Genomic DNA, 16,109 nt, shown 5'->3' on the forward strand with positions numbered 1-16,109 from the left:
ATTCTAGCTATTATAGACCCTCTTTTAGGTCTTAGCTACTTCAGCCCCTTTTTTTTTATTGTTAGCTATTTTGTCTGCTAACACATTTGGGTCTTTTCAAGACCCCTATGAGGCTAACAAAGCCTCATGCAAGTTACTAGCAGAGAAACAATTTCCCATTAATAGTGTTGGTCTGTTTCTAACACTATCCTCCAACGGTTCAGGTCACGACTTAAGTGGTAACTTAGGCAGTTGTTTCTTAATTCACCCTCAGTTTGCGCTAACAGCCTTGCACAATATTATTTCAACTCCTAACAGCTCGTTCTATGCAAGCTTTGATAATTTAGAATTATCCATGAACAAAAACTTCAAATTTGATCCAACTGAAGTTAAAAAGTCTACAAATCTTATAGCCGTTGAAAAAATTTTCCCCCTGTCTGACTATAAAGCGATTAAATACACTCGAACCGAAATACAGGGGAGTACACTTATTGAGGCTATAGAAAACTACATTATAAATCTTTCTCCTTTCCTTAGGGTAAAGGAGGACACATTTAAAATCCCAACAGATATTGCTGTACTGAAACTTTCAACGCCTGTCAGTCGGGAGATCCCCTTAATAGTGTTAAAACCTTTAGATTTTATTCAAAAAAAAAGGACAATACTCGGGGTAGGCATTACTCCACACTTTAAATTTAGTACGGGAGAATGTTGGCATGGAATGGAGAAAAAAGCTTATCCTGCAAAAACAAACCCAGCCCCCAATCCTTTTATTGTCAAAGAAGGAAACTCTTTTGTCCATAGACCTCTTTTACAAGGATTCGTACAACAGATAAAATCTTTGCCAACAGCAAGCAAATCTTACAGTTTATTCAAAGGAAAAGATGAAATTTTTGACCCCACAGAAAGTCGACAATATCATCGCCTTATTACTGAAAATAAAATGTATGATGAACTTTGCGGTCCCTTTACAATGGGCATGAGTGGCGCCCCTATTTTTATAGAAGAGGGAGCTCATTTTTCCTGCGTGGGTGTTGTTTCTCAAACCCAAAGTATATCTACAATCGGCCTGTTAGCGAATATCTATGAAGTTTTCTCAACCAAAATAATTTCAAAGATAGATCGGATCATTCAAGACAATAGTGATCTTTCTTTCAAAACACGGGCTGAAAAATTGGAACTATTGGCCAGTCTAAAAGAATCTGTAGCCAGAAACATAGAACTTGCCAAACCAGAAGAAGCCCTGAAAAACATAGATATTCTTATCTCATACGCAAAAAAGCTACCTGAACGGGGCTATTAATTACTAGATTTTGTAGAAAGAATAAAGCAAAGTTATTTTGAGCTTAAATTTCCAGATATTAGATATTTCTGGGAATTCATCTCATGGTATGGTATAAGGCCCTTTGTATTAAAAATAGGATTCAAAATGGATATTAGAAATTTAGCCATCATTGCACACGTTGACCATGGTAAAACAACCTTGGTGGATGCCCTGTTGCATCAAAGCGGAACTTTCCGTTCAAATGAAAGAATTGAAGAACGGGTGATGGACTCTAATGACCTAGAAAAAGAACGTGGCATCACGATTCTTGCCAAATGTACATCTGTTGAGTGGGAAGGCGTGCGCCTAAACATCGTTGATACCCCTGGACACGCTGACTTCGGTGGAGAAGTTGAACGTATTCTAGATATGGTTGATGGTGTTGTTTTGTTGGTAGACGCAGCAGAAGGCCCCATGCCCCAAACAAAATTCGTATTGACCAAGGCTTTGGCCCAGGGATTAAAGCCTATCGTTTTGGTGAACAAGATTGATCGCCCAGATGGCCGCCCTCAAGAAGTTGTGAATGAAGTTTTTGACTTGTTTGCCTCTTTGAACGCAACAGATGAACAGCTGGATTTCCCCATCGTTTATTCGTCTTCCCGCGAAGGTTGGGCTGTTTTGAATCTGGATGATCCCCGGGAAAATCTAAAGCCTCTCTACAAAGTTATTTGCGACCACATTTCCCCCCCTAATGTAGATAAATCTGGTCCCTTTAAGTTCTTATCAACTATTTTGGAATATGATTCCTTCGTGGGGCGTGTTTTGACGGGCCGTATTGCATCAGGCAAGGTATCCGTCAACATGCCTGTAAAGGTATTGGCCCCTGACAGCACAGTCAAGGAACAAGGAAAAATCAGCAAAATTATGGCCTTCCGCGGTATTAACCGTATTTCTGTTGACTCAGCAGAAGCAGGAGACATTATAACCCTAGCCGGTCTTCCCGATGCCACAGTGGGAGACACCATTGCGGATACAAGCGTCACGGAAGCGTTGAAGACAATTCCCATTGATCCACCTACCCTTTCTATGACTTTCAGCGTGAATACGTCTCCTCTAGCGGGCCGTGAAGGTAAGAAATTGACCTCTCGTATGATTCGTGACCGTCTATTCCACGAAAAAGAAATCAACGTTTCCATTCAGGTGACTGAGTCAGACGCAAAGGATTCTTTTGAAGTAGCAGGGCGCGGAGAACTTCAATTGGGTGTTTTGATTGAAACCATGCGCCGTGAAGGATTTGAGCTTTCCATCAGCCGGCCTCGCGTTTTGTACAAAACAGACCCCGTTACAAAGGAACGCCTGGAACCTATGGAAGACTTGCAAGTCGACGTAGATGAACCCTATGTAGGCATCGTGGTTGAAAAAATTGGTATCCGGAAGGGTGAATTGCTGGATATGTTCCCTATCGACGGGGCAAAGACTCGGCTAAAATTTATTGTTCCAACCCGTGGACTCATTGGGTATAGAAATGAATTCCTGACAGATACCCGCGGTACAGGGAACATGAACCGTTCTTTCCATAGCTATGGTCCTTACAAGGGCGAAATCTCTGGTCGCAGAAATGGTGTTTTGATTTCAACAGAACAAGGAAAAGCTGTTTCCTATGCCCTGTGGTTTATTGAAGATCGTGGGGTGCTGTTTGTATCCCCCGGTGATGAACTTTACACAGGCATGGTGATTGGGGAAAATTCACGCCCCAGCGACATGGAAGTAAACCCTATAAGGGAAAAGAAACTGACCAACGTTCGGGCTTCGGGTAAGGATGATGCGATTCGGTTGACTCCGCCCCGCCCCATGAACTTAGAGCAGGCTATTTCCTATATTGATTCGGATGAATTGATTGAGGTAACGCCTGCGTCTGTTCGTATTAGAAAAGTACATCTGGATCCTAATGCTAGAAAACGCTCTTCACGGGAAGATTAGGGAAAAGGGGAAATGAAAAAATTCTTCCCCAAATCTTTTTTTGAAGCCTATTTTTCACCTCGCGTTTTAAGCATTGGCTTCTTTGCATTCCCCTATGGAATGATGTTTTTTCTGGCGGTTACAACTCCCCAGATTTGGCTGAAAGAAATTGGCATTGACCACACTAGTATTGGTCTTTTTGCCCTGGTCAGCATCCCCTATGTCATCAAATTTTTATGGGCGCCTATGGTGGACGCCATCAAGATTCCTTTTTTGCATCGCCTAGGCCAACGACGCAGCTGGCTTTTGCTGGTGCATGTGTGTTTGGTGCTGGGCCTTATTATGATGGGTCAATCAAACCCTTCTCAAGGAGATCTAATGTATACAGGCTGCATCGCCTGCATTTTAGCCTTTTTTGCCGCCACGCAAGATATCATTATTGACGCTTACCGTATTGAAATTTTGAATAAAGACCTGACCGGCCCAGGCATCAGTATGCTGATTTTTGGCTATCGTTTGGGATCTATTACCGCCAAGGCCGGCCCCCTTTATTTGGCCCATAACTTCAGTTGGCCGCTTGCCTATATTGTCATGGCCATGCTGATTGGTATTGGAATTATTGCGACGTTGATGAACCCCGAGCCCCCTCACCCCAAAACCACCACCAACACCCTGTATCAGACGGTTGTATTACCTTTTCAAGAATTCGCCAACAGATCTAGCCTTTGGCCTCTGGTCTTTCTTTTTGTTATTTTCTACCGCTTTGGAGACGCCATGATCAATAATATGGCCGCCCCTTTTTATCTGGACATTGGCTTTACCAAAACTCAGATTGCTTCAGTCACCGGCATCTTTGGCATCTGCGCCACCATCGTGGGCGGGTTCTTGGGGGGCGCCCTGGTCAGACGGTATCACATTTTCAAATGTCTGCTCGTGTGTGGCCTTTTGCATGCTTTTTCCAATTCTATGTTTATGGTTTTAGCCTACTTTAAGAATGACTTGGGCATTTTATATGGATCTGTAGCGGTTGAAAACATCACGGGTGGCATGACGACTGCCGCTTTCTTCGTTTACTTGTCGCGCCTGTGTAAGCTAAACTTTGCGGCAACCCAATTTGCTCTGTTGACCTCTCTGTGGTCTCTATCCACTCCGCTCGCGAGCTTTAGCGGCTGGGTAGTTGACCAGTTGCATCAAAACTGGATTTCCTTCTTTTTCATTACGATTATCGCGGCTCTGCCCGGTATTCTTCTGATTGCCTGGCTGCCGAAATATCAGTTCGGAAATGAAGGAGCCATGGATTCGGTGAGTTAGTCCCCTTCCCCACAAATTAACGATTACTTCGCAAAACTGCTCCCTTCCCCACCCCCACTGCTTTCCTCGGACTTGATCCGAGGATCCATTCCTCATTTAACACGAAATACTCAACAAAAAGCTTGCAACTTTTTTCGGGAATGGTATTTTGTTCATCATGTTGGGGCTATAGCTCAGCTGGGAGAGCGCTACGATGGCATTGTAGAGGTCAGCGGTTCGATCCCGCTTAGCTCCACCAACATATATGGTTAGGGCTTGTAGCTCAGTTGGTTAGAGCGCGCGCTTGATAAGCGTGAGGTCGGAAGTTCAAGTCTTCCCAGGCCCACCAGTTTCTTCATTGCTATGGCAAGAAGATTCGGGTATATAAATAAAGTCCCGTATTGGGGGGGTGTAGCTCAGCTGGGAGAGCGCCTGCCTTGCACGCAGGAGGTCATCGGTTCGATCCCGTTCACCTCCACCATTTATTGGGGCTTGTAAAAAGTATAACTTATGAAAATACGTCGTTTTCAGGTCAACAAACTTATCCGCGATAAAACCACAGACCTTATGCGTTCCCATGGTATGTCTTTTGTCGAGCGCCCCATGGATACCCCCGAATATTTAGAACGTTTGAAAGATAAGCTTCGTGAAGAAACTCTGGAAGTTATTCATGCCAAAACGATTGAAGAAACCCTTGAGGAATTAGCCGACCTGTCAGAGGTCATGCACGCCCTTTCAAAAACCCTGGGCCTTTCTATGGATCAAATTGAAGAAAAACGCCTGGCGAAAAAAGAATCCCGAGGCGGTTTTGAGAAACGATTTTTTGTGGATTATGTTGATGGAACCTCCGCCAGTTACGGCACCCAGTATTTCCTGAACAATCCCAGTGAGTATCCTGAAGTGACAGAGGACAAATCAAAAGAATAACTGTCTCCCCGCCCCTTAAGTTTGCCCTTTCAAAATCATCCCGTTTCATTTATCGTAAAAGTATGGTTAAAAGTTTTGCAATTATCGTGCAGTGCCCTGTTTGTAGTGCTCAGTTTGAGGCTGAGCTGAAAGAGTTTGCTGCTTATTCTCGCCAAGTAAGATGCTCGAACTGTCAGCATGTGTGGCGTATTTCTAAGCAAGATGCCCTGCAGAGCCAACCAGTCCCTATGGACCCCGCCTATGAAGGCTTGGATGAAAAAGTAGCCAACACTCCTGAATCTGACGATATCGTTACTGAGGAAGTCGCCGAGGAAGAAACGGATGAAGCCCTGGAAGAGGAATTCGTGTCAGCCCACTCTTTTTTTGGCAGAAGACTTTTTATGATTGTTGTGCTGCTGGGCTTAATTTCCTCAGGCCTATATTTCGGAAAAAATTCAGTTGTTGAACTGTTGCCAGAAGCCCAGCCTCTGTATGATACCCTGAACATTTCAACGATTTCTTCATCTCATTTTAAATTGCGTGATACCTCTTGGAGCCGCACAACGTATAACGACCGCCCCTCCGTTATAGTAAAAGGCTTTGTTGAAAATACATCTCAGTCCGTTCGTCAAGCCCCCCAAATACAAATCAAGTTAAATGGGACTGGAGAATGCATGCCCGCCAGCTGGTTTGATGAATTTATTAATTTTGGCACAAAATCAGATCCTTCAAGATGTTTGCTGTATCAATCAACAGTCGCCCCCGAAAAAGATGTTGTGCTGCCCGGAGAAAAGGTTGAATTTTCTTCCGTTTATCCTTATGTTGAATCTGCAAAGATTAAAGAAGTGTTAGTGGATTTTGCCCCCTAACCCCTAAGGAAAGAAAGAGCCAATCATGACCTCAATTGAGAATTTTTTTAACGCGGAATTTCAAGAACATGCGGATGTTGTTCAAAAAACACAGTCTGCTATTTACGAACCCTTTTGTGAATTGCTAGAGCACTGCGTCACCTGTATTCAAAAAGGTGGAAAGATTATTTTCTTCGGAAATGGTGGCAGCGCGGGGGATTCCCAACATCTGGCCACAGAACTTGTTGTACGGTATCGTCACAACCGCATTCCCATTGCGGCAATCGCCCTAACCACGGATACATCAGCCTTAACAGCTATTGGAAATGATTTGGGCTTTGAATTTTTATTTTCCCGTCAGCTGGAAGCCCTTGGCAAACCAGGGGATGTGGCCATTGGTATTACGACCTCAGGCAAAAGTCCCAACATTACCCTGGCTCTAACCAAAGCAAAAGAAATGGGGATTGTGGCTGCTACCCTAACCGGCAAAGGGGGCGGAGACTTACACGGTATTGCCCACCCCATGATTATTGTGCCATCAAACACCACAGCCCGCATTCAAGAAATGCATATTATGATTGGGCAAATGCTGTGCGATGCCTTAGAAAAAGAACTTAAAATAGAAACATTTCCTGCGTAAAACCATGGACGATTTAGCCACCTATTTAGCTGCCTTTCCCAAAGCCCACGTTCTTTGCGTGGGGGATCTGATGCTTGACCGGTATGTGTACGGCACCGTTTCGCGCATTTCACCCGAGGCCCCTATTCCTGTCTTGAATGTAGACCGGGAGTTTTACACTCTAGGCGGCGTGGGCAACGTGGCTGCAAATATCGCGGCCTTGGGCGCAACACCTCATATGGTGGGCATACTGGGAAAAGATGTTTATGGGGAAACTTTAAAAGGCTTATGTACGGAAAAAAATATATCCCCCAAACCCCTGTTGGCACTACCCCATTTTCAGACAATTTTGAAGAATAGATATTGCTCCCAACAGCAGCAACTTCTGCGGGTTGATTATGAAAAAATTCAGACCTTTGACAAGGATGTGTATGACAAGATTTTAGATCAAGTCGAAAAGCTAATGCCTCAGGTCAAAGTGTTGGTTTTATCTGATTATGGCAAAGGCGTTTTGCACCCAGACTATGTGCTTAAGCCCCTTTTAAAGATGGCACAGGCTCATAAGATTCCCACAATCGTTGACCCCAAGGGCAAGGATTTTAGCATTTATCGGGGGGCTACCCTTGTGACGCCCAACCGGAAAGAACTGCAAGAAGCAACTAGTTTCCCTTGTAAAACGAATGCAGAGGTAGAAAAAGCTGCCCACTGGTTGATTCAAAATACTGGTATTCATAATGTGTTGGCCACGCGCAGTGAAGAAGGCATGACCCTGGTTCAAGACAAAAAAAGCCCCCTTCACTACCCTACACAAGCAAAAGAAGTCTTTGATGTATCAGGGGCTGGTGACACGGTTGTAGCCACCCTTGCCGTTGGACTGGCGGCGAATGTTCCCCTGGAAAAAGCCGTATCTCTGGCGAATCTGGCTGGATCTATTGTGGTGGGAAAAATTGGAACGGCAACCGTCAGCCCCCAAGAAATTTTGGATTCACAATTTTCTTCCCTCAGCCATTTGTACGCCGACAAAATAGGAACCGTGAGTCAAGCCCAAGACCAAATACGAAAATGGCGTAAAAAAGGATACAAAGTCGGGTTTACCAACGGATGTTTTGATCTACTGCACAAAGGACACATTTTCTTACTGCACGAGGCTCACAAAACTTGTGACCGTCTGATTGTCGGTCTGAACAGTGATGCTTCCGTAAAAACCTTAAAAGGGCCCAGCCGGCCTATCAAAGACCAAGAGGAGAGATCCCTGATTCTGGCTAGCCTACAAGACGTTGATTTTGTGACAATTTTTTCTGAAGAAACCCCTCTTAAATTGATTGAGGCCCTTGAGCCCGACGTGCTGATCAAGGGGTCAGACTATACAGTCGACAAAGTCGTTGGAGGCCCCTTTGTGAAAGCCCGCGGTGGCCAAGTGGTGCTGATCAATCTGGTGGATGGGTTTAGCACAACAGGCACCATTAAGAGTATGTCTGGGGAGTAAGCTCCTATGGATCCAACGGGTCTTTCCCGTGGACCCATTCTTTACTTATGCCTCTCTAAGCATCACTCTCTTTTTGTTCTGGTAATTTTGGTCTAGGCCTAGGTTTGGGTATGGGTTTCTCTGTCCCTGGTAAAAGACCAGTCTTTTTCAAAGTTGGAAACAAAGGAGTAGGGGAAGTGACCACTCTTTCTTCCAGCTTCTCTTCTCGGCTAGGTCTCCGTTTTAGCTTAACCCCAGCAGCTATTTGTGCTGCAATATCACCAGCGGAAGTAGCTGCTGAGGGAGGAGCCTTCGATGCAACCTCAACTTTCTTCAATTTTTTTCCTGCCTGTATTTCAGCCAAAAGGGCACTCTTTGGGTTACCTCCCTGATTCAGCTCGGCGTTACTTACTTCTTCCCCCTTTTTTAATTTATTAGCGGCTATTTGCTCGGCTAATGAAAGCGTCTCATGGCCTTTTGTTCCTGAAAAGGGAGCAGGCGGTGGTGGCGGTGGCGGAGGTGGCGCGCTTCCAAAAGGAGGAGGAGGTGGTGGTGGAATATTCGAACCGGTAGCCCATCCTTCCTCCACTGAAGAAGTTGGACGAGGCGATGATGACCGCTCCCTCACGACACAATATGCATCAGAGCGCTTTAAAATTTCAGCAACAAGTGGTTCAAGAGATTGTTGATTGGATTCAGGAAAGCGCTCTCGTAGAAGTTTTAAAATATCTGAACCCAAATGCCCCTTATCAGCAGGCATTTGACGCCCCCTACTTCCCATAGATGCTTGCACACCCTGCACATAATACAGCCCTATCAACGCAATACATAAAAACTTGAATTTCATTTACGAATACCCCCTAATTCTTTCTTTATTTTTTTCACGGTGTCACAAAAAAGTAGCCTCGTCAAATAATTTCCAAGAGGATGTAGGGACGCTTCTAAAAAAGCTTCTTTTTTAGGGCTTGGTATTTGGTCAGAGCTTGGTTCAATTTAATACCCCTATTTTTCCAATAAGCCCTTCTGAATCGATCAAAGGTTTTTCTATCAATTTTAGAAGTTCCTGATTTCAGGTTATAATGCAATTTGCCATGATATTTATTATGGGTTGATTGAGTAATTTCGGCCAATACCCCATCCTGCTGGGTTAAGTGGTGTAATTGTATAGGTTTATCGTCTGCCCCTAAAGGTGAATATCCTAATTTAAGTCGCTCTAAATTGGTTCTTCCCCTAGCATCTTTCTTAAGAGGTGAAATATGCGCTTGCAAAACCAATTGCTCATTTTTGTCAACCTTGTGCGCAAAAAACTCACAGGACTCAAAATGTCCCCCTACTGCGCCTATCTCAATAGAAGTAGCTTTTCTTAAAACTGCCCCCGCATTAAGCGGTGTTACAACTGGATTAGGATTTTTTTTACTGGGAACACGATCTCCAATATAATTGGTAAGCTCTGATAAAGCCCTACGTTCTATTTTAACGGGAGTCAAATGACTAGGCGATAAAAGCCCTAAAGATTTTCTTTTACTTGAACGACCGCTCCGCATGCTTGCCTCTATTTTTCCGTTGTTAGGCATACGCAATTCAGAACTTAATCGGGCTGCAACGGGATGTTGCACAGTATTTTCATCTAATATTTCAAAAAACAAAGACGACTTAGCAAAATTATTAAATAAAAAACAACAAAATAATAAATAAAATATATACTTATTCATAAAATACCTCTTCATATAAAGTGTTATATACTTATTATTAAATTTTTAATCAATATTTATTGTTGTTAATTTTAATTATTATTTAAATTTTATTGTTTTTCTTCAAAAGTTGTTTTTCTTAATGAACCCTGGTATAGTGAATAAATGCGTTGTATTGCCTATTCCACAGCTGAGTCTTACACTCTCAAAAAATTAGCCGATCATTTTCAAAGTGAGGGCGCCAAGTGCTCTCTGCACAATAAAGAGGTTCTTCACCTTCCTCGGGCCAAAGAAAAGGGCGATATTTTCTTTTTTGATTATGGATGTGTTGTTTTCTGGAACGTTCCTAAAAAGACTGAACACAGTATCTTAGAAACGCTAAAAAATTTCTCAGCCCATCCCTATCACAAGCAGGAATCAGATGAATTCGAATACGAAGTCAGTCGCAAAGAACCCAAAACACTTATAAGCAACGGGGTTATTACCCTGTCTGGCACGAAAGTTTTCAAAAAACTTGTTGTTTCTTTTGCTTTGTCCCAATCCGTTAAGCTGATGACTTTTGAAGAAGTTATTTTGAATGCCATTGAAGATACGCGAAATATGCCAGAAGAAATGGCATTACATGGGAAGGTCTCCCTATCTCGCAAAGAAATTTCCCAGAAAATGGGCCGTATTTTTATTGTGCGCCATTCGGTGAATTTGCATACAGAAATGCTAGATATTCCTGAATTCTTTTGGGAATATCCGGAATACGAATCCCTGTATAAAATGATTTTGAAAGACTTTGACGTTCCCCAACGTTTAGAAGTTTTGAACCGCCGCATGGAAATGATTCAAGAGCTTTTCTCTATGTTAGGCGGAGAACTAAACCACCAGCATTCGTCTCTGCTCGAGTGGATCATTATTATTCTGATCTCAGTTGAAATTGCCCTGTTCCTGTTGAAGGAAGTCTGGAAAATCGTTTAAATTAAATAGTGGTACCCGCGGCCGGACTCGAACCGGCAAGGCCGTTAAGCCAACGGATTTTAAGTCCGTCGTGTCTACCTATTCCACCACGCGGGCATGGAATGTTCCCAACCTAACGAAAGGCTCCTATATATTCAAGAGATAAAAACTTAAAATCCTGGAAAAAGAATATTTTTGACTTTGTTTTTGACAAAAGATAGACTTAATAAAAACAAAGGGGGAAATATTCTCGCTTTTGGGCCTATGAAAGCCCTAGCCGCCTTTCAAAAGATTTTTGTTTAGAGTTTGTGAAACAAGATGGAAGCTCTCAAAATGACGTGCCTCCTTTCAAAGTATTCCAAGGCAGTTCTTTAGGCGTTGGAAAGAAAGTAATGTATCGTTCTGAAAATGCTATGTCTGTCACAAAAGCAGGTACAGCTTATCAGTATTGCTTCCAAAGACCTAAAAAGACACATCTTGATAGAATGAAGTTTGTGTGGACCACGGATGATGTGCCCTCTGAAAATCTGGGTTTGAAAGTGACAGGCTTTGAATACCTTGGAGAAATGAAAGAAATCAACGAATAACAGGGAACTTTTTTACACCTTCTGTAGTTTATAGAACAGAAGGTGTAATTTTGTTGTCAAAATTATGACCTTTAGTTAATGTAAATCCCAATGGAGACGCCTTATGGCATGGCATAAATTTTCTTATTCAATACTGCTTTATGCTTTAGTATTTTTGGCATTCTGCGACAGTACACAATCTGCAATAACTCATGAGGAACCAATGGAGCCACTTATTCGTATAGTTCAAATTACAGACACTCACATCATGCCAAAAGGTGAACATTGGTGTAGCAAAACCGAAACTTTAACAAACCGTCGTCTGCAAGATGTGATCGAAGAAGTTAATGCTTTAGATCCTGATTTTGTCGTTCACACGGGTGATATTACGGATACGGGTGATCTGGCTTCTTATGAACATGCGAAAGAATTATTAGATCAGCTGAAAGCTCCTTATTTTCTGACCTGCGGAAATCATGATAACTTTCAAAACTTAAAAAGTGTCTTTCCAAAGCAACCCTTCATGAGCAATCATTTTGCATTACACGATTTAAATGGCAGCTTTATTCGAACATTAATTCTCGATACGCGTATTCCCGATAAAGATGAAGGTGTTTTATGCCCAGAACGCATACAGTGGCTTAAAGATCGTCTTGAAGAAGATTCCGAAAAACCCACTCTGCTTTTTATGCATCATTTTCCTATTGAGGTTCAAGAACCCCTATTTTCTTCAATAAATCTGAAAAACAGCTCTGAATTAGAGCGGATTATTTTAACCAATCCTCAAATTATGGGGGTTTACTGTGGTCATTACCATCACGCTGCTTCCGCCGTTTTTGGAGGGATCCTGTGCTGGATTTCCCCCAGCACGGCCCCTTCCCATGTTTTGGAAGGCAGCAAATGTTTGGGACTGACCCTAAGTAATCCTGCCTACAGCCTTCATAGTTATCAAAACAAAAAAACTCATAGTAAAATAATGACAATTGCTCCTTTTGTACCCTTATAGAAAATGAAAAAGATCTTAATCCATAAACCGGCAATGAAAATTGTAGGGATCTCAGCCCGTACCAACAATGCTGCTGAAATGAACCCTGCAACCGCCAAGATTGGGGCCACAGTTCAGGAGTATTTTCATCGGGGCCTTCCAGAAAAAATTCAAAATCGCGCATCCCCCGGCACCACCTATTGTATTTACACAGACTATGAAAACGACTTTCAAGGGGATTACACTTATTTCATCGGAGAAGAAGTCTGTTCTTTTAATGAGATGCCAAAGGGCCTAAACTCTCTTACCATTCCAGCACAAAACTATGCCCAATTCACGGCGGGCCCCGGCCTTATGCCAGGCGTTTGCATTGAAGCCTGGCAAAAAATTTGGCAAATGGCTCCTGAAGACCTGAGTGGCCCCCGAAGCTATCAAGCTGACTTTGAAATCTACGACGACCGCGCTCAAGACCCTCAAAATGTAGTGCTGGATATTTGTATTGGGATTAAATAAAAATGCCTGAAATTGGTTTCGTTGTAAGAAGGACGATAATAAAAACCTAGGCTTTCTTAAAATCTAATGCCACCACATAAATTTCGGCAGATTCTTTCCGGCTAGCTTGAGGCTTTACGTGCTTAACTGTTTTAAAGTGCTTTTTTAAATTCTTCAAAAGATCTGCGTCTGATCCCCCTTGCCATACCTTGGAAATAAACGTCCCCCCGGGGGCAAGAACCTTTAAAGCGAAATCTAAAGCCATTTCAGACAGGGCAATAATACGTAAGTGATCTGTGCTTTTGTGGCCTGTTGAGGGTGGCGCCATATCGCTTAGAACAACATCTGCAGGACCCTTTAAAAGTTTATAAAGCTCCTCAACCGATTCCAGTTTGGTGAAGTCCATTTGTAGGCAAATGGCCCCCTCAAGAGCATCCATGGGTAGAATATCCAAGGCAATCACTTGGGATTCGGGTTTGCTTGTATCAACCTTTTCCAAAACCACCTGAGTCCACCCCCCTGGGGCTGCCCCTAAATCGATGACACGACATTTCTTTTTAAACAAATCAAAGGTTTCGTCCAGCTCAAGCAACTTAAAGGCTGCGCGAGAAAGGTAACCTTTCTTTTTGGCCTCCATCACAAAAGGGTCGTTCAATTGGCGCTGCAACCATTTCTTTGAAGAAATAGTACGCCCCTTTTTCTTTTTAAGCTTGACGGTTTCAGACCGCCCCGACAGGAAAGTTGTTTTCTTAGTCATGCCCGTATTGTAGCGATTGTCGACCGTTAAAAGCAAAGAGTTTTTTAACCTTATCTCTAGTACCGTTTCCAAAAAATTAAGGAGAACGAATGAAACCAGGGTCGAGGGCTTCGATCTGCACTTGACGCACACGAGAAGTCCAAGATCCCGCAGGTTTGCGAAGTAATCGTTCATTTTTGGGAATAGTGCTCCAGGGGCGATCTTTCTGAGAATGCCGAACTGTTTCCACATAAAATCCCCCTGCCCTTTCTGTGATCATATGGGCACCCTGAAAAAAAACATCGAATCGATCTATGATAATTTTGGGTCTTGTACAAAAGGTTCGTGCTTTTCTAAGAGGCTCAGCTGCAATCAAAATATCGGCCTGCTCACAAGCCTTTTCTAAAGAGTCCAGGTTTTTTAGATACGCAATTTTCGTGGGGCCCCTTTGGAAAAAACATCCTCCTTCAAAAAACTCTACGGGAGCTAAAACTTTATCTTTCTTTTTGCCTTTAAATTTTAAGGTTTTATCTGGGTCTACCCCTAGTCGCGCCGCCCAGGCCTCGGGCAGAAAAGATCGGATGCGGGGAGATGAAATATAAAGCTTTCCACCATTTTCAATTCCAATGGATTTGGCATCCCCCGATACAAACAAAAAAGGTTTTTCATCCTGACAAAAACTAAGTCCAAACAGACAAAATCCCACCAACCCAACAAACCGAATAGGTCCCTTCCAAATAAGCAGCCAGAGCCCCCCAAAGGCAAAACAAACAAGCCCCCACAGGGGAATGCTCGACACAAAAACTGAGGCCCCGGGAAGACTTGATACATGCTCCGCCACCTTTTGCATCAAGCCCAATCCCTGACCCAAAATCTTGATACCCCCATCCAGGGAATAACCGCATGCAAAGGCAATGACACAGATAATGCCCACAGGCATCACCCAAAAAGTCAGCAAGGGCAAAACTAAAAGATTTGATAAAATAGCCTGCAGGGAAAACTTATGAAAATGATAAATAGTAAAAGGAAGGGTTGCGCAGGAGGCAATAATGCTTGAGAAAATAATACCCCCGCCGTACAGCAGAATTTTTTTTGGCCATGAGTCGGACAGGCTCCTTTGCAAGGGAACCCCACCCCATTCATAGAACCCAATCAGGGCCACAACAGCGCTGAAAGACATCTGAAAACTAGGCGTCAGCAAAGATTCAGGCTGCATCAGCAAAATAGCCAAGGCCGCAATGGCCACCAGTCGTAAAGATAAAGGATTCCGATCTAACAGTACCGCTACCATCATCAGGGAAAAACTGATGAAAGACCGCTGGGTCGGAATGCTGGCCCCTGACAAATTCAGGTAAAGAAAACTGCTAGTCAAGGCCCCTATGGCCGATAATTTAAACAAAGGAACCCGCAGTAAAAGCCCCGGGATTAGGCCAAATAAAACCCGAAAAAACAGAAAAGACAAAGCCCCAATCAAGCTAAGGTGCAGCCCCGAAATGGCCAGCACGTGGGCCAAACCAGAGTCGGCGAACTGTTGCCGCGTTTCTTTTGAAAGTCCGCCTGTATCCCCCGTGAGCAGAGCCGCCCCAATCGCACCATTTTGACCTGTCAAATGGGTTTGCAAATAAGCCGTTAACGCAGCCCGAAATCGCTTAAAAGAATCTCTGGCTGATACGGTTTTGGGAGTGACCGCTATAATTTTTGTGACAAATCCCATACCACTGACACCATCAAAAAAAGCCCGTCGTCGGAAATCATAGGCCCCCGGATAAGGCGCCCCAGAAACCGCCGCAATCTTCGCTTTCAAGACAATTGCATCTCCCATTTGCAAAGACATATCTTTATTTGTTTTGCACAGTAACCTGACCAAAAAGGGATGATCCGTCTGCTTTTCATTGATGTGATCTATACGCACCAAAAGACGTCGTCCGTTGGGCGTATCTTGAACATTTTCCAAAGTTCCTTGTATAGTTTTCATCCCCATAGATCGATGCAACAGAGGTGTCTGTAAGGAATGGGTTCTGAACTGGGCCACAGAAAATCCGATCAAGGCACAAACCATTAGGATCAGAACACCCTGCACTGATCGAAAACTCACAAAATAGATAACCCCCGCCAGAACTAGAGAGAAAGCAGGAAATACCCACTGCAACACTTGGGGTGGTTCCTGTTGTAAATTAAAATAAACCCCAATGCCCAAAGCCACAGCTACAGGCATCCACAGAAAAAGACGGCTTTTCTGGTGATCTAAAAACGATTCGATGGTTTGAAGAATAGTTATGGTTGCCTCCGTCATATTTTAATGATTATTTGACAAGCTTTAGATAGCCATTTACCATAAAAATACATATAAAAAAAGCCACAAAA

At 43.4% G+C, this 16,109-nt stretch carries 15 protein-coding genes and 4 tRNA genes; 14 read left to right on the forward strand and 5 right to left on the reverse strand.

The annotated features are described in order from the left end of the window. Positions 1-70 precede the first annotated feature (70 nt). The 10 genes from WCG05_04365 to hldE all read left to right on the forward strand — a co-directional run bounded on the left by WCG05_04365 (position 71) and on the right by hldE (position 8,351). Positions 71-1,282, forward strand: a complete 1,212-nt coding sequence (locus tag WCG05_04365) for a hypothetical protein (protein MEI8321226.1) — start codon at positions 71-73, stop codon at positions 1,280-1,282. A gap of 126 nt (positions 1,283-1,408) precedes the next feature. After that, positions 1,409-3,223 carry a translational GTPase TypA gene (gene typA / locus WCG05_04370; GenBank protein ID MEI8321227.1) on the forward strand — a complete coding sequence of 605 codons (1,815 nt, stop codon included), beginning with the start codon at positions 1,409-1,411 and terminating at the stop codon, positions 3,221-3,223. Between the two features lie 12 nt (positions 3,224-3,235). Beyond that, positions 3,236-4,513, forward strand: coding sequence for an MFS transporter (locus WCG05_04375; GenBank protein ID MEI8321228.1), 1,278 nt, complete (start codon positions 3,236-3,238; stop codon positions 4,511-4,513). Positions 4,514-4,675: 162 nt separating this feature from the next. Next, positions 4,676-4,751: transfer RNA gene (locus WCG05_04380), tRNA-Ala, on the forward strand. 13 nt (positions 4,752-4,764) lie between these two features. Further along, a tRNA-Ile gene (locus tag WCG05_04385) sits at positions 4,765-4,841 on the forward strand. A gap of 56 nt (positions 4,842-4,897) precedes the next feature. Beyond that, positions 4,898-4,973: transfer RNA gene (locus tag WCG05_04390), tRNA-Ala, on the forward strand. A gap of 29 nt (positions 4,974-5,002) precedes the next feature. Next, the gene (locus tag WCG05_04395) at positions 5,003-5,419 is read left to right on the forward strand and encodes a nucleoside triphosphate pyrophosphohydrolase (GenBank protein ID MEI8321229.1); all 417 of its coding nucleotides are present in this window, start codon (positions 5,003-5,005) and stop codon (positions 5,417-5,419) included. A gap of 62 nt (positions 5,420-5,481) precedes the next feature. After that, complete coding sequence (locus tag WCG05_04400) at positions 5,482-6,267, forward strand: MJ0042-type zinc finger domain-containing protein (protein MEI8321230.1); 786 nt, start codon at positions 5,482-5,484, stop codon at positions 6,265-6,267. A gap of 25 nt (positions 6,268-6,292) precedes the next feature. Beyond that, the gene (locus WCG05_04405; protein ID MEI8321231.1) at positions 6,293-6,886 is read left to right on the forward strand and encodes a D-sedoheptulose 7-phosphate isomerase; all 594 of its coding nucleotides are present in this window, start codon (positions 6,293-6,295) and stop codon (positions 6,884-6,886) included. A gap of 4 nt (positions 6,887-6,890) precedes the next feature. After that, entirely contained in the window at positions 6,891-8,351 is a 1,461-nt protein-coding gene (gene hldE, locus WCG05_04410) for a bifunctional D-glycero-beta-D-manno-heptose-7-phosphate kinase/D-glycero-beta-D-manno-heptose 1-phosphate adenylyltransferase HldE (GenBank protein MEI8321232.1), read from the forward strand. A 55-nt stretch (positions 8,352-8,406) separates the two neighbouring features. Here hldE and WCG05_04415 read toward each other — a convergent pair whose 3' ends face one another. Both WCG05_04415 and WCG05_04420 read right to left on the reverse strand, forming a co-directional pair. Then, positions 8,407-8,775 (reverse strand): WH2 domain-containing protein, encoded by a 369-nt coding sequence (locus WCG05_04415; GenBank protein ID MEI8321233.1) that lies wholly within the window; start codon positions 8,773-8,775, stop codon positions 8,407-8,409. A gap of 496 nt (positions 8,776-9,271) precedes the next feature. After that, on the reverse strand, positions 9,272-10,042 hold the full coding sequence (locus WCG05_04420; GenBank protein MEI8321234.1) for an HNH/ENDO VII family nuclease: 771 nt from the start codon (positions 10,040-10,042) through the stop codon (positions 9,272-9,274). 144 nt (positions 10,043-10,186) lie between these two features. On the opposite strand from WCG05_04420, the gene WCG05_04425 reads away from it, so the two are divergent. Further along, positions 10,187-10,987: an RMD1 family protein gene (locus tag WCG05_04425; protein ID MEI8321235.1), complete on the forward strand. Its 801-nt coding sequence runs from the start codon at positions 10,187-10,189 to the stop codon at positions 10,985-10,987. 9 nt (positions 10,988-10,996) lie between these two features. On the opposite strand, the gene WCG05_04430 is transcribed toward WCG05_04425, so the two are convergent. After that, a tRNA-Leu gene (locus WCG05_04430) sits at positions 10,997-11,083 on the reverse strand. A 191-nt stretch (positions 11,084-11,274) separates the two neighbouring features. Here WCG05_04430 and WCG05_04435 point away from each other — a divergent pair. The 3 genes from WCG05_04435 (at position 11,275) to WCG05_04445 (ending at position 13,030) form a co-directional block, all read left to right on the forward strand. Next, a complete protein-coding gene (locus WCG05_04435) occupies positions 11,275-11,553 on the forward strand; it encodes a hypothetical protein (GenBank protein ID MEI8321236.1) in 279 nt (92 codons plus the stop codon). 202 nt (positions 11,554-11,755) lie between these two features. After that, on the forward strand, positions 11,756-12,538 hold the full coding sequence (locus WCG05_04440; GenBank protein MEI8321237.1) for a metallophosphoesterase: 783 nt from the start codon (positions 11,756-11,758) through the stop codon (positions 12,536-12,538). Between the two features lie 3 nt (positions 12,539-12,541). After that, positions 12,542-13,030, forward strand: coding sequence for a GyrI-like domain-containing protein (locus tag WCG05_04445; protein ID MEI8321238.1), 489 nt, complete (start codon positions 12,542-12,544; stop codon positions 13,028-13,030). Positions 13,031-13,076: 46 nt separating this feature from the next. Here WCG05_04445 and WCG05_04450 read toward each other — a convergent pair whose 3' ends face one another. Beyond that, positions 13,077-13,766, reverse strand: a complete 690-nt coding sequence (locus WCG05_04450; protein MEI8321239.1) for an RlmE family RNA methyltransferase — start codon at positions 13,764-13,766, stop codon at positions 13,077-13,079. Positions 13,767-13,842: 76 nt separating this feature from the next. Further along, on the reverse strand, positions 13,843-16,038 hold the full coding sequence (locus WCG05_04455) for a ComEC/Rec2 family competence protein (GenBank protein ID MEI8321240.1): 2,196 nt from the start codon (positions 16,036-16,038) through the stop codon (positions 13,843-13,845). Positions 16,039-16,109: the final 71 nt, after the last annotated feature.

It is taken from the genome of Alphaproteobacteria bacterium (assembly GCA_037146715.1).
In the GTDB taxonomy this organism is placed as follows: Bacteria; Pseudomonadota; Alphaproteobacteria; order UBA7879; family UBA5542; genus JBAWWO01.

Coding starts and splice junctions, on each gene's coding strand:
- WCG05_04445 (MEI8321238.1), top strand. CDS start 12,542: ATGAAAAAGATCTTAATCCATAAACCGGCAATGAAAATTGTAGGGATC.
- WCG05_04420 (MEI8321234.1), bottom strand. CDS start 10,042: ATGAATAAGTATATATTTTATTTATTATTTTGTTGTTTTTTATTTAAT.
- WCG05_04395 (MEI8321229.1), top strand. CDS start 5,003: ATGAAAATACGTCGTTTTCAGGTCAACAAACTTATCCGCGATAAAACC.
- typA (MEI8321227.1), top strand. CDS start 1,409: ATGGATATTAGAAATTTAGCCATCATTGCACACGTTGACCATGGTAAA.
- WCG05_04400 (MEI8321230.1), top strand. CDS start 5,482: ATGGTTAAAAGTTTTGCAATTATCGTGCAGTGCCCTGTTTGTAGTGCT.
- WCG05_04425 (MEI8321235.1), top strand. CDS start 10,187: ATGCGTTGTATTGCCTATTCCACAGCTGAGTCTTACACTCTCAAAAAA.
- WCG05_04405 (MEI8321231.1), top strand. CDS start 6,293: ATGACCTCAATTGAGAATTTTTTTAACGCGGAATTTCAAGAACATGCG.
- WCG05_04450 (MEI8321239.1), bottom strand. CDS start 13,766: ATGACTAAGAAAACAACTTTCCTGTCGGGGCGGTCTGAAACCGTCAAG.
- WCG05_04440 (MEI8321237.1), top strand. CDS start 11,756: ATGGAGCCACTTATTCGTATAGTTCAAATTACAGACACTCACATCATG.
- WCG05_04375 (MEI8321228.1), top strand. CDS start 3,236: ATGAAAAAATTCTTCCCCAAATCTTTTTTTGAAGCCTATTTTTCACCT.
- hldE (MEI8321232.1), top strand. CDS start 6,891: ATGGACGATTTAGCCACCTATTTAGCTGCCTTTCCCAAAGCCCACGTT.
- WCG05_04455 (MEI8321240.1), bottom strand. CDS start 16,038: ATGACGGAGGCAACCATAACTATTCTTCAAACCATCGAATCGTTTTTA.